At 69.5% G+C, this 13812-nt stretch carries 9 protein-coding genes; 5 read left to right on the top strand and 4 right to left on the bottom strand.

The genetic code is table 11. The annotated features are described in order from the left end of the window. Nucleotides 1-43: 43 nt before the first annotated feature. Entirely contained in the window at nucleotides 44-3661 is a 3618-nt protein-coding gene (mfd, locus tag ABD188_RS15535; protein WP_344064251.1) for a transcription-repair coupling factor, read from the top strand. Nucleotides 3662-3807: 146 nt separating this feature from the next. On the opposite strand, the gene ABD188_RS15530 is transcribed toward mfd, so the two are convergent. Continuing rightward, the gene (locus tag ABD188_RS15530) at nucleotides 3808-5295 is read right to left on the bottom strand and encodes an HNH endonuclease signature motif containing protein (RefSeq protein ID WP_344064248.1); all 1488 of its coding nucleotides are present in this window, start codon (nucleotides 5293-5295) and stop codon (nucleotides 3808-3810) included. A 330-nt stretch (nucleotides 5296-5625) separates the two neighbouring features. Between ABD188_RS15530 and ABD188_RS15525 the strand changes: the two genes are divergently transcribed. Further along, entirely contained in the window at nucleotides 5626-6225 is a 600-nt protein-coding gene (locus tag ABD188_RS15525; protein ID WP_344064245.1) for a gamma carbonic anhydrase family protein, read from the top strand. 7 nt (nucleotides 6226-6232) lie between these two features. Here the strand turns inward: ABD188_RS15525 and ABD188_RS15520 are convergent, their stop codons facing one another. Both ABD188_RS15520 and ABD188_RS15515 read right to left on the bottom strand, forming a co-directional pair. Beyond that, nucleotides 6233-6418: a hypothetical protein gene (locus tag ABD188_RS15520; protein ID WP_344064243.1), complete on the bottom strand. Its 186-nt coding sequence runs from the start codon at nucleotides 6416-6418 to the stop codon at nucleotides 6233-6235. Between the two features lie 49 nt (nucleotides 6419-6467). After that, on the bottom strand, nucleotides 6468-9143 hold the full coding sequence (locus ABD188_RS15515; protein WP_344064240.1) for a phosphoenolpyruvate carboxylase: 2676 nt from the start codon (nucleotides 9141-9143) through the stop codon (nucleotides 6468-6470). A 96-nt stretch (nucleotides 9144-9239) separates the two neighbouring features. Here ABD188_RS15515 and nhaA point away from each other — a divergent pair, with 96 nt between their 5' ends. From nhaA to ABD188_RS15500, 3 genes are all read left to right on the top strand, one after another. Then, the gene (nhaA, locus tag ABD188_RS15510) at nucleotides 9240-10394 is read left to right on the top strand and encodes a Na+/H+ antiporter NhaA (RefSeq protein ID WP_344064236.1); all 1155 of its coding nucleotides are present in this window, start codon (nucleotides 9240-9242) and stop codon (nucleotides 10392-10394) included. A 68-nt stretch (nucleotides 10395-10462) separates the two neighbouring features. Next, nucleotides 10463-11101: a nucleoside triphosphate pyrophosphohydrolase gene (locus tag ABD188_RS15505; protein WP_344067166.1), complete on the top strand. Its 639-nt coding sequence runs from the start codon at nucleotides 10463-10465 to the stop codon at nucleotides 11099-11101. 39 nt (nucleotides 11102-11140) lie between these two features. Further along, nucleotides 11141-12550 carry a histidine--tRNA ligase gene (locus ABD188_RS15500; RefSeq protein ID WP_344067163.1) on the top strand — a complete coding sequence of 470 codons (1410 nt, stop codon included), beginning with the start codon at nucleotides 11141-11143 and terminating at the stop codon, nucleotides 12548-12550. Here ABD188_RS15500 and ABD188_RS15495 read toward each other — a convergent pair. Continuing rightward, entirely contained in the window at nucleotides 12534-13787 is a 1254-nt protein-coding gene (locus ABD188_RS15495) for an APC family permease (RefSeq protein WP_344064233.1), read from the bottom strand. The genes ABD188_RS15500 and ABD188_RS15495 overlap by 17 nt on opposite strands. Nucleotides 13788-13812 lie beyond the last annotated feature (25 nt).

The raw sequence follows: 13812 nt of genomic DNA, 5'->3' as shown, positions 1-13812 counted from the left end.
CCTCGGGGCGCTGGGTGTCACTGCCGGTGCGTAGACTCGTCCGGTGACAGTTCCCGGGATCGTGCGCGCCCTCGAACAGGCTGAACCGTTCCGGGACGCTGTGGCTGCGTCATCCGTCGACGCGGACTTCTCGCTCGTTGAGGGCCTTGATGCCCCTCTTCTCGCCGCCCTGCTCGAACGCCGACGGGCAGCGGGCAAGCCGCCGATTCTCCTCGCGATCGCGCCGACCGGCCGACGTGCGGAATCGCTGGGGCCGGCGCTCGAGGCGCTCGTGCCGGGCGCCGAGGTGCTCCATTTTCCGGCGTGGGAGACCCTCCCGCACGAACGACTGAGCCCGAGCGCCGAGATCGTCGGCACCAGGCTCGAGGTGCTCGGCCACATCGCACGCTGGCACGCGGACACGCCGCTCGTGATCACCGCGTCGGTGCGTGGCGCCATCCAGCCCCTCGCCGCGGGGCTCACCGATGTCGAGCCGGTCGAACTCACGATGGGCGCGCGGGGCCATGACCTCGGCGAGGTCGCGGCGCGGCTGGTGGAACTGGCGTATCACCGCGTCGACATGGTCTCGCGCCGGGGCGAGTTCGCCCTCCGCGGCGGCATCCTGGACGTCTTTCCGCCCACGGCGCCGCACCCGTATCGCGTCGAGTTCTTCGGCGACGAGGTGGATCAGATCCGCGCCTTCTCCGTCGCAGACCAGCGATCGCTGCCGGAGGAGGTCCGCAGCGTGTCGCTCGTCGCGAGTCGCGAGCTCCTGCTCACCACGCCGGTGCGCGAGCGCGCACGCGAGCTGAAGGAGGAGTTCCCCGGGCTTCGCGGCATGCTCGAGAAGATGTCCGAGGGCATTCCCGTCGAGGGCATGGAGTCGCTTCTGCCGGTGCTCGCCGACGCACTCGTCACGCTCGTCGACTACCTCCCCGAGGCCGCCGCCGTCGCGCTCGTCGACCCCGAGCGCTCGGTGACCCGCGCGATCACGCTGGGCGACACCAACCGCGAATTCCTCGATGCGGCCTGGAGCGCGGCGACGGCCGGCGCCGCGACCCCCGTCGACCTCGGCGCGGGCGACTTCGTGACGCTCCCGCGACTCCGAGAGGCTGCCCAGGCGCGGGGCGACGTGTGGTGGACGCTGAGCTCCTTCGACTCCGGACACGCGGATGCCGCAGCCGAGGGTCTCATCGACATCGATGCGGCCCTCGAGTCCGCCGCCATGATCCGGGTTCCGGGTGCCGGCGTCCCGGCGTTCCAGGGCAACGTGGACGGGGCGACCGCCCATGTCGGTCAGCTTCTCGCGGATGGATGGCGCGTCGTCGTCGCGGCATCCGGCCCCGGACTGGTGGAACGCGCGCGCGACGTGCTCGCCGAACGCGGCATCGCGGCGCGACGCGTCGACGACGTGTCGGATGTGCCGGATGCGGGCGTCGCGCACGTCGTCCTCTCGGTGCTCGAGCGCGGGTTCGAATCGGCCGAGGCGAAGCTCGCCGTGCTCACCGAGTCGGAGTTCTACGGACGCACCATCGGCGGCGACCAGCGCGTGATCAGGAAACTGGCATCGCGGCGCCGCAACGTCGTCGACCCGCTGCAGCTCAAGACGGGTGACTACGTCGTCCACGCGACGCACGGCATCGGCAAGTTCGTGGAGCTGACCCAGCGCGAGGTCTCGAGCGGTGGCCGCAATCCCGTCAAGACGGTCCGCGAGTACCTCGTCCTCGAGTACGCGCCGTCCAAGCGCGGCTACCCGGGCGACAAGCTCTTCGTCCCCACCGATCAGCTCGACCTGCTTTCGCGGTATGTCGGCGGCGAGGCGCCGGTGCTCTCGAAGATGGGCGGCAGCGACTGGGCGCAGGCCAAAGGTCGCGCCCGCAAGGCGGTCCGTGACATCGCCGTCGAGCTCGTCAAGCTGTATTCGGCGCGAATGGCCGCCAAGGGATACGCCTTCGGTCCCGACACACCATGGCAGCGCGAGCTGGAAGAGGCGTTCCCGTTCGCCGAGACACCCGACCAGCTCCAGACCATCGACGAGATCAAGGCCGACATGGAGAAGCCCATCCCGATGGACCGGCTGCTCTCAGGTGACGTCGGCTTCGGCAAGACCGAGGTCGCGGTGCGGGCCGCGTTCAAGGCGATCCAGGACGGCAAGCAGGTCGCGATGCTGGTGCCGACGACACTGCTCGTCAAGCAGCACTTCGAGACCTTCAGCGAGCGATTTGCCGGATTCCCCGTCAACGTGCGCGCGCTCTCACGATTCCAGACCGACAAGCAGGCGCGTGACACCCTCGCAGGGATCACGGACGGCACCGTCGATATGGTGATCGGCACCCATCGCATCCTGACCGAGAAGATCCATTTCAAGGACCTCGGGCTGATGATCATCGACGAAGAACAGCGCTTCGGGGTGGAGCACAAGGAGACCCTCAAGAAGCTCAAGACGAACGTCGACATCCTCGCGATGAGCGCGACGCCGATCCCGCGGACTCTCGAGATGGCTGTCACCGGCATCCGCGAGATGTCGACGCTGCAGACTCCGCCGGAGGACCGGCATCCGATCCTGTCGTATGTCGGCCCGCGCAACGACAAGCAGATCGCGGCCGCCATCCGTCGCGAACTGCTGCGCGAGGGACAGGTGTTCTTCGTCCACAACCGCGTGCAGTCGATCCAGCGCGTCGCGTCGCAGCTCGCCGAGCTCGTGCCCGAGGCGCGCATCGCGGTAGCGCACGGCCAGATGGGCGAGAACGCCCTCGAGCAGGTCGTCGACGACTTCTGGGAGCGGAAGGCCGACGTCCTGGTGTGCACGACGATCGTCGAGACCGGCCTGGACATCTCGAACGCCAACACGATCATCATCGACCGGGCCGACAAGTACGGTCTCTCGCAGCTGCACCAGCTGCGCGGCCGCGTCGGCCGGGCGCGCGAGCGCGCGTACGCGTACTTCCTCTATGACGAGAACAAGCCGATCTCCGAGACGGCCGCAGACCGCCTTGAGACGATCGCGGTGAACAACGACCTCGGCAGTGGGATGCAGGTCGCGCTGAAAGACCTCGAGCTCCGCGGCGCCGGCAATCTGCTCGGTGCCGAGCAGGCCGGCCACATCGCCGGCGTCGGCTTCGACCTGTACCTGCGCATGATCGGCGAAGCGGTCTCTGCGTTTCGCGGCGACGAGGTTGAGACGCAGACCGAGCTGCGGCTCGAGCTGCCGGTCCAGGCACGCATCCCGGAGTCCTATATCGACAGCGAGCGCCTTCGTCTCGAGGCGTACCAGAAGCTCTCGGCGGCGGCAGCCGCGACGGCGAAGGATGACGCGCTCGACCACGTCGCCGATGAACTGCAGGATCGCTACGGCGATCTTCCGCCCGAGGTCGACGGTCTGCTCGCCGTCGCACGTCTTCGCCGGCGTGCCGCGCAGGCGGGGCTGTCGGACGTGGTCGCAATGGGACCGAACCTGCGGATCGCCCCGGCGAACCTGCCCGATTCGATGCGCGTGCGGCTGCAGCGGCTGCATCCCACGGCCAAGCTCCTCGCTGGCGGCGATGCACTGGTGGTGCCCATGCCGCGTGTCGGGGGAGAGGCCGTGGCGGATGCCGACCTCATCACGTGGGTCGGCCAGCTGATCGACCAGCTGTGGCCCGCGCCGAAGCCCGAGCCGGCGACCGTGGATGCCGGCGCCTGAGCGTCGGCTCGGTTCGGCACGCAAGTGGGCACACGCAGGTAGGCACACGCGGGTAGGCACACTGAGCGTCGGCTCGCAGAGGTCGGCTCACGCATGCCCGTCACGCATGGCCGCGCATGCGGGCCGGCCCATGCAGGCCGGCTCGCTCAGAAGGGCGGCGGCGGGTCTGCGTATCGTCCGACCGCGAACGCGGGGTCCGGCACGAAGCTGACAGTGCTGGGCGGCCGGTCGATGTAGCGACGCCTGGTCGGGCTCGTCCACTCGAGTACTCCGCCGCCAAGCTGTCTGACGATCCAGTCGGACGCGTGCTTGAGAGTGTGGTGTCGACGGCACAGGTTGGCGAGATTGCACACGCATGTCGCTCCGCCGAGTGCCGCGTCGACGGTGTGATCCACATCGCAACGCCACACCGGCATCCGGCACCCGGGAAAGCGGCAATGCTCATCGCGAACGCTCAAGAAGCGGGTGATCTCGGTACTGGGCCGGTATCGGTCGACGGACAGCGGCTCGCCGGTGCAGGGATGGGTCATGATCCGATCCCACCCAGGGGCATCGGCCGCAAGGCGGCGCGCCGTCGCGGCATCGATCGGACCGTGCCCGGCGAGGATCGCGGGTTCGTGACCCACGCCGGCGGCGGTCAACACGGGAATGGTCACCTGAACCCGTCCCGAAATCGCACCCATGGCGTCTGCATCGCCATGTGCCGTCGGCGTAGAAGTCAGAAGCAGGTCGACCAGGATGTCCGCTCGCAGTTCGCCCATCGAGCGGTCGTCGCTTCCGGGTCCGCTTGTCTCTGCACCGCCGTTGCCGGCTGAGTGTCCCGGCTCAGTCGAAGGGGCGACCGACTCGCGGGTGCTTGGCCCGGTCAGCACGGCGTCGCCGGTCCCCTCGCCTGCGTCGATCGGGTCGCTCTGCCCACAGGGCCAAGCGCTCTGTTCGCCGGCTTCGCCTCTGTGTGACGCCGCCGCCGCACCCTCGGCTGCCCTGACTTCATGTGCCATCTGCGTGATCCGGTCGAGGATCGCATACGCCAGGGTCGCAGGTACGTCGGCGATCACCCGAGCCATCGCATCTTCGAGGTCGATGACGCGAACATCGCGGCGCGCGCGAGCCAGCCGGTGCCGCTCATCGATCGACTGCGGATCAACTCGGGCGGCGACTATTCGCGCGAGTGGTCGCAGCCGGCCAGGGCTCTCGTGGGCCGCGGCATCCAGAACCTGATGTTCGTACCGCGCCCGTGCGTCCTGGTCGGCGATCCCGGCGCCGGCGTCGAGGATCGCAGCCACATGTCCTGCATCGATGCGACCGGCTCGCCACGCATCGTGGGTGGCGGAGAAAGAAGTCGTGAGAGTGCTCGCGTCACCGAGGCGCGTCTGAACGGTGCGGTCGCTCATACGCATCGCCGCGCCGAGTTCGGCGCAGACCTCGCGGAGGGGCAGATCGTTGCCGGTGCGTCGTCCCTCGGCGTGACGCTGGGCCGTACGCGAGATCACAAGATCCACCGCCTCGGACAGCAAAGCAGCCTCGCCCGCCTGGAGCGATGCGATCGCGGCGCGCTGCTCGACCACCCGCGTGACCAGCTCGTCGAGCTCGTGCCACGCACCGGGTCCGTCGCTGCCGACCGTGTGCCCCATTGAATCTCCGCATCGGTTCTGCCGAGTCGCGCTAGTGGGCACATGCGCTTGGTAGTCGTGTCACTATAGCACAAAGTATCGACAAAATAAGACATCAGCAGCATCTGTTGCCATCCCATACTCGAACAAAAAGTTGCCAGCTCGCGTTGTTCGCCGTGACCACCGGCATCCTGCTCACGACGACCGGCCGCCCGAAGTTCGCACTCGCCGTGGGCTTCTCGGTCGCCTTCGTGCTTGCGCATGCTGGCCGTGTCTTCGACTGGCGGCTTCCGCGGGGGCCTGATCCCGGGCCCGCCGGACCGCTACGCTGTGACCGACCGAGGAGGAACCGTGCAGTTCGAACACCTCGGGGCGCGGCCCCGCATCCACCCCGACGCGGTCGTCGCGCCGACGGCGGTCATCAGCGGGGATGTCGTGATCGGCGCCGACTGCCAGATCCTCCATGGGGCGGTGATCACGGCCGAAGGCGGTGCGATCACCTTCGGCGAGAACGTCATCGTCATGGAGAACGCGCTCATCCGCGCGACCTCGACGAACCCGGTGCACATCGGCGATCACGTGCTGGTGGGGCCGATGGCCAGTGTCTCGGGCGCCTCCGTCGGCGATGAAGTGTTCCTCGCGACGGGCACGCGCATCTTCAACGGCGCGCGGATCGGAGAGCGCAGCGAAGTGCGCATCAACGCCGTCGTGCATCTGCGGACGACCCTTCCGGTCGACACCGTCGTGCCCATCGGCTGGGTCGCGATCGGCGATCCGGTGCAGATCCTCCCACCTGACCGCCATGACGAGATCTGGGCGGCGCAGCGCGAACTCGACTTCCCGGGCTATGTCTTCGGCCTCGATCGCGAGACACCGGATCTCATGGTGCAGCTCACCGAGCGCTATGGCCGCGGCCTGGCGAGGCACGCCGACGACCGCCGGGTCGACTGAGGTCTGCTCAGTCCCAGGCGGTGCCGCACTCGCGGCATCCGAATTCGATGCGCTCGACCCAGTCGGAGTCCCACGATCCGAGCTCGCCGCGACGGTCGACGTCGACGGCGAACCAGCGGGGCTCGGCTGCCCGTACGTCCAACGAGCCGCACTGGGGGCACATCTCCGCTGTGACGGCGGATCTGGCGTTCATGGGGCCACGGTAACCCCGTGCGGTGGCATTGGCCGGACCGACGCGCGTGTCAGCCGGTGTTCTGCAGTCCCGCCGCGACGCCGCTCACCGACAGCAGCAGCAGCCGCTGCTGCTCTGGATCGATCGGTGCACCGGCCTCGGCGTCCGTGCGCAGGGCACGCAGCGCCCGCAGCTGCAGCAGCGACAGCGCGTCGACGTAGGGGCTCCGCATCTTCACGGCTCGCTGCAGCACCGGCTTGTTGCCGAGCAGTTCGGTCCCTCCCGTGAGCCGCACCACCCACGAGCGGGTGAGCGCCATCTCGTCGCGGACGAGCGCCGCGAGGTCTTCGCGGTCGCCGAGTTCGAGGTAGTGCCGTGCGATGCGGTCGTCGGCCTTCGCGAGACTCATGGCCACGTTGTCGATCAGGGTGCGAAACAGCGGCCAGTCGTCGTACGCGCGCACGAGCCGCGGCTCGTCGCCGACTGCCTCGAGGGCGCTGCCGAGCCCGAACCATCCCGTGAGATTGATGCGCGCCTGCGTCCACGCGAACACCCACGGGATCGCTCGGAGGTCCTCGAGCGATTCGACCGAGAGCCCACGGCGCGCGGGGCGGGAGCCGAGCGCGAGCAGTCCGAGCTCCTCCATCGGCGTGACGCGCGCGAACCACGGCGCGAAGCCGGGCGCCTTCACGAGGGAGAAGAAGCGGTCGCGGGATGCGGCATCCATCGTCGCCGCGACATCGGTGTAGCGCTCGGCGGCGTCGCGGTTGCGTTTTTCGTTGGACGGCGAGGATGCGAGCAGGATGGCGGCGGCCACCTGATCGATGTGGCGCATCGCGATCGCGGGGTCGCCGTAGCGCGCGAAGATCACCTCACCCTGTTCGGTGAGCTTGAAGCGCCCGTCCACCGAGTGCGGCGGCTGGGCCAGGATCGCCGAGTTGGCGGGGCCGCCGCCGCGTCCGAGCGCGCCGCCCCGGCCGTGGAAGAGGGTCAGCTCGATTCCCTCCTGCTGCGCCCATGCGGCGATCTCGGCCTGCGCCTCGTACAGCGCGAGGTTCGCGGCGACGGGTCCGACATCCTTCGACGAGTCGGAGTAGCCGAGCATGACCTCGAGCCGGCGGCCGGTCGCCTCGAGCCGAGCCGCGAACTCGGGGTGCTCGACGATCTCGGCGAGGATGCGGGGTGCTGCCTGCAGGTCGGCGAACGTCTCGAAGAGCGGGATGACGTCGAGCACCGGCGGCGTGCCCGAGGGGCCGACAGCGAAGCGCGCCAGCCGATGGACGTTGGCGAGGTCATCGGCGGACTGCGTGAACGACACGATGTAGCGTCCGGCGGCGCGCGCACCGTAGCGCTCCTGGAGGTACGAGACCGCGCGGAACACGTCGAGCACCTCGTCGGTCAGCTCGGTGCGGGGCGCGCCCGACTCGAGCTCGGCCAGCACCTTGGCGTGCACCGCCGAATGCTGCCGCACCTCGAGCTCCGTCAGGTGGAAGCCGTACGTCTCGACCTGCCAGAGCAGCTGCTGCAGGTGCCCGTACGCCTGACGGGGAGCGCCGGCCCTGGCGAGCGACTCCTGCACGACCCGCAGGTCGGCGATCAGGCGCTCGGGATCGCGGTATCCGAGGTCGGCGTCCCGCGTGCGCGTTGCGGCGATCTTGCGGGCGATCAGCAGCAGGATGCGGCGATGCGGCTCGTCGGGGGAGCGCTTGGCGACCTCGGCCGCGGCGTCCTCGTCGGCTGCCTTCAGACGCTGCCACAGGGCGATCAGCGCGTCGCTCGGCGGCGTGCTGGTGCCGTCGAGCGTCAGCCCCCGACCGATGCGCAGTGCGGTGCGCTCGAGTCCCAGCAGCACATGCTCACTGGCGATCGAGGCCGCCTTGCGGGTGATGGATGCCGTCACGAACGGATTGCCGTCACGGTCGCCGCCCACCCAGGACCCGATGCGCACGAACGGTCGCACGATCGGGGCGCGCCCGCCTGCGGCCGGGCCCTGCAGGGCGTCGTCGACGCGGCGGTAGACGTGGGGCACGGCGGTGTACAGCGTCTCGTCGAACACCGCCATGACGGCGCGGACCTCGTCCACAGGGGAGGGCTTCTCGGGGCGCAGCGGGGCGGTGCGCCACAGCGTGTCGATCTCTTCGAGGATGCGGCGATCGGCGCGGCGCACATCGGCGCCGTTGCGGCGCATCCCGTCGCGCTCTTCGAGAAGCGCCGCGAGCCTCCGGATGCTCGTGGACACCGCGCGCCTGCGCGCCTCGGTGGGGTGCGCCGTGAAGACGGGGTGGAAGCGCATCGACTGCAACCGCGACAGGGCGGTCTCGTCGCCCACCTCGGCGGCGAGTCGCACGAATGCGGCCGCGACGGAGTCGGTGGCATCCTCCCGCTCGGGGCGGCCATCGCGCTCACGCAGGATGCGCACCCGCTGATGCTCCTCGGCGAGGTTCACGAGGTGGAAGTAGCACGTGAACGCGCGGGCGACCTCGTCCGCCCGCTGCACCGTGAACGAATCGGCGATGGCCTGCGCCCGCGCGAATGCCGCAGACGACTCGTCGGTATAGGCGTCGATCGTGGCCACCCGAAGTCGCTCGACATCGTCGAAGAGCCCCGGCGAGCCGCTCTCCTGCAGCACCCGCCCGAGCAGGGAGCCGAGCATCCGCACATCGGCCCGCATGGTCTCGGGGATCTCCTGGCCTGCCTCGAAGCGGCCGACGAGATCGATCGCCTCGGTCTGGGTGAGTTCGCGCATGCCGTCGAGGCTATCGCCGCCCTGTTTCGCGGACGTATCGTCGCCGATCGTGTGACGCAACGCGTCGATAGACTTCGTCTCCGACGGAAGGACCCGATGTCGCTGCTTCGCTCCGCGCGTTTTCCCGCGGTCGTGCTGCTGGCCGCGGCCGCGCTCGGACTCATCGTGGCCAATTCGCCGGCAGGCCCCGCGGTCGACCATTTCATGCATGAGTACGCCGGCATCCCGGGCATGTTCGAGCTGTCGGTCTCGCACTGGATCCAGGACGGCCTGCTCGCGGTCTTCTTCTTCGTGGTCGCCGTCGAGCTGCAGTTCGAGCTCACCAGCGGTGAGCTCAACTCCGCCCGCAAGGCGATGCAGCCGGCGATCGCCGCCGCGGGCGGTGTCATCATTCCGATCGCGATCTATCTCGCGATCGCCTCGGGATCCGACACCGTGTCGGGATGGCCGATCCCGACGGCCACCGACATCGCCTTCGCGCTCGGTGTGCTCGCGGTCTTCGGCAAGGGGCTGCCCGCGAGCCTTCGGATCTTCCTCATGGCGCTCGCCATCCTCGATGACATCGTGGGGATCATCTTCATCGCCGTGCTGTTCGCCACCGATGTCAACTTCGGCCTGCTCGCCGCGGCGGCGATCGCGGTGGCGATCTTCGGTGTCCTCAGCCGCAGGCTCGGCACCCGAGCCCGGGTGCCGATCGCCGTCGTGCTCGTGATCCTCGCCATCGCGACCTGGGTCCTCGTCCTCCAGTCGGGGGTGCACGCGACGATCGCGGGTGTCGCGCTCGGCCTCGCCATGGCGCAGCAGCCCGCGCTTCGCACCCGCCATGCTCTCGAACCCTGGGTCAACGTCATCGTCATGCCGCTGTTCGCCTTCTCGGCGGCGCTCGTGGCCATCCCTGCGGTCTCGATCGGCGATCTCTCTCCGGCTTTCTGGGGTGTGCTCATCGCGCTCCCGGTGGGCAAGGTCCTGGGCATCTCGGTGTTCGGCTGGATCGCGCTGCGCCTCGGCAGGCGCGAAGACGCCCCCCACCTCGCCTTTGCCGACCTGCTCGCGGCAGGGGCATTGGGCGGCATCGGATTCACCGTCTCGCTCCTGCTGTCGGAGCTGGCCTTCTCGGCGCGCCCCGAGATCCGTGACCAGGCCGTGCTCGGAGTGCTCGCCGGGTCGGTGATCTCCCTGCTCGTCGCCGGGATCCTGGTGTCGTTGCGTGCGGCGCACCATCGCCGCGGAGTCGTCGTGGAGGTGCCGTGACCGATCCAGCGAGACCAGACCGACCGGATGCCGGAGTCGTCGACCCGCTGCGAGCAGCGGCCGACACGATGCGCGCCGTGCGCGATCGCTGCGTGTGGACGCAGCAGATCGACCACCGCGCGCTGGTGCCCTACCTCGTGGAAGAGAGCGCCGAGCTCGTCGACGCCGTAGAGGACGGATCCCGCGCGGAGCTGCGCGAAGAGCTCGGCGACCTGCTCTGGCAGGTGCTGTTCCACGCCGAGATCGCCTCGCGCGATCCCGTCGAACCGTTCGACATCGACGATGTGGCCGCGGGGCTGACCGAGAAGATGGTGCGCCGGCATCCGCACGTCTTCGGTGACGCCGTCGCGACGACGCCCGAACAGGTCCTGGTGCTCTGGAACGCCGCGAAAGCGGCCGAGAAGCACACCCGCACGAGCGTGCTCGACGGGGTGAGTGAACGGATGCCGAGCCTCGCCCTCGCTCAGAAGCTCGTCGGCAAGGCAGCACTGGTGGACGTGGTGGTGGCACCCGACACCCGAGCTTCCGTCGAGCCCTCCTCCGAATCCGAGCTCGGGGACGCGCTCCTGGCGCTGGTCGCGACCGCCCGCGCGAACGGATGGGATGCCGACCGTGCGCTCCGCGAACGCCTGCGGGAGCTGCAAGCCGAAACCCGTCGCGCGGAGTCGGAAGACCCGATCGCGCCGGTGGGACCGGACCCGACCTGAAAGAATGCACGGGTGGCATCCGTCAATCCTCCGCGTGGCATGCGCGACTTCCTCCCCGCCGAGAAGGCCCGTCGCGAGCGTGTGCTCGGCGTCATCCGCGAGCGCTACGCCGCCCACGGCTTCGACGAGATCGAGACGCCCGTCGTGGAGGAGTACTCGCGGCTGCACGCCGGGATCGGCGGCGACAACGAGAAGCTCGCGTACAACGTCCTGAAGCGGGGTCTGGATGCCGAGGCCGTCCGCGCTGCAGCGGAGGATTCCGTGGCTGTGGACACCGCCCGCCTGGCGGATCTGGGCCTGCGCTACGACCTCACGGTGCCGCTCGCGAGGTTCTACGCGAGCCACCGGGCCGAGCTGCCGACGGTCTTCCGCGCCATCCAGAGCGCGCCGGTCTGGCGTGCCGAGCGTCCGCAGAAGGGCCGCTACCGCCAGTTCGTGCAGTGCGACATCGACATCATCGGAGATCCGTCACCCCGCGCCGAGGCCGAGCTCATCGTGGCGACCCTCGACACCGTCGACGCCCTCGGTCTCGAAGGGGCGACGGTGCGGATCAACGATCGACGAGCGCTGGACTGGATGCTCGACGGCTTCGGGTTCACCGCGCAGGAGCGGCCGGGCGCTCTCATCACGATCGACAAACTCGACAAGGTCGGACCCGAGGGAGTGGTCGCGGAACTGCGGACCCGCGCCCTTCGACAGGCTCAGGGACCGAAGTCACAGGCTCAGGGACCGGAGTCACACGCTGAGGGACCGGAATCACACGCTCAGGGACCGGAATCACAGGCTCAGGGACCGGAATCGCACGCTCAGGGACCGGAGCACGCGGCCGTGGACGCGCTGGAGGCGTTCCTGCGGCGCCCGATGACGCTCGAGTACAACCCGTACGGCGAGGGGCAGATCCGAAAGCTCCTCCCGCCCGAGGCGCCCGATGAGATCGTGGCGCACCTGGTGCAGATCGGCGAGGCCGTCGCGGCGGCGCGCGGCACGCAAGCCGGGGCGTCCGCCGACATCCCGCTCATCTTCGACCCGTTCCTGGTGCGCGGCATGGGGTACTACACCGGCACGATCTTCGAGCTCGCCCACCCATCTGTGGAGTACTCGCTGGGGGGCGGCGGACGCTACGACGGCATGATCGGCCGATTCCTCGGCCAGGACGTCCCGGCTGTCGGCTTCTCGATCGGCTTCGAGCGCATCGTCGACCTCGTAGAGGCGAGAGCGGATGCCGCCGCCGCCGCGGTCGTGCTGGTCCATGATCGGGACGTCCCGCTCGGTGAACTCCTGGCGCTGAAGTCCGCTCTCGTCGGCCAGGGCTCGCGCGTGCGGCTCGAGCAGCGGACGAAGAACCTCAAGGCGCTGCTCGAGCGCGCGGCATCCGATGGATACACCGCCTTCGCGACCGTCTCATCCGGCGCGACCAGCGAGACGCTCGAGGTCAAGCCGCTCGGCTGAAGCGCAGGCGCAGTGCGCGGTAGATGATGCCGATCGCGACCACCGCGGCACCCGCGGCCACGCTCTGCCAGGGCAGCGTGACGCCCAGCACCACGCACCCGATGCCCCCGACGATCTGCAGCACCCGGGGATATCGACGGGCGCTCGGGCGCTGCCGGAATGCCGCGATGTTCGCGACGAGGTAGTAGAGCAGCACCCCGAACGACGAGAAGCCGATCGCGCCCCGGATGTCGACGAGGGAGACGATCGCCACCACCGCCGCAGCGACTGCGACCTCCGCCCGGTGCGGCACCTTCCAACGCGGATGAACCGCGGCGAACAGGCGAGGGAGATCATCTTCGCGGGCCATCGCGAACATCGTCCTGCTGATTCCCGCGATGAGTGCCAGGAGCGCGCCCAGCGACGCCGCCGCGGCGCCGATCCTGACCACAGGCACAGCCCAGCCCCATCCGGCGGTCGCGACCGCGTCGGCCACAGGCTCGGTGGAAAGCGCCGTGGCTTCGGGGCCGAGGGTGGACAGCACGGCGACACCCACCGCCGCGTAGACGATGACCGCGGCGGCAAAGGCGATCACGATGGCTCGTGGGATGGTTCGCGCGGGGTCGCGCACCTCCTCGCCCATCGTCGCGATGCGTGCATAACCCGCGAACGCGAAGAAGAGCAGGCCGCCCGCCTGCAGAATGCCGTACCACCCACCGACCCACACCTCGTCGGCGTCCAGCCATCTCGGAACGTCCGGCGTTGCGGCACCCGCCGCGACGGCGACCGCGAGCGCGAGGAGCGCGATCACCACGATGACGCGAGCGAGCTGTGCCGTCCGGGTGACCCCGAACCAGTTGACGGCCGAAATGGCCACCACTGCGAGGATCGCGACCGGACGCTCCCATCCAGGTGGAGCGGCGTACGCGGCGAAAGTGAGCGCCATCGCCGCGCCGCTCGCCAACTTGCCGACCACGAAACCCCAGCCTGCGACGAATCCCCACCAGGGCCCGAGTTCCGCGCGACCGTACGCATAGGTGCCACCCGACGTCGGGTGGGCGGCAGCGAGCTGCGCCGACGACGTGGCGTTGCCGAAAGCGACGATCGCCGCAAGCACGAGTCCGATGAGCAGCCCGGTCCCGGCCGCGGCGGCGGCCGGAGCGAAGACGGAGAACACCCCGGCGCCGATCATCGAGCCGAGCCCGATGAAGACGGCGTCGCCGAGCCCCAGCCGGCGTTCGAGCGACGGTGTGGTCACGCGCGGAACCTTACCGCGGTCGGGC

The organism is Microbacterium pumilum (assembly GCF_039530225.1).
GTDB lineage: Bacteria > Actinomycetota > Actinomycetes > Actinomycetales > Microbacteriaceae > Microbacterium > Microbacterium pumilum.
This window is presented reverse-complemented; position numbering and strand designations above follow the sequence as displayed.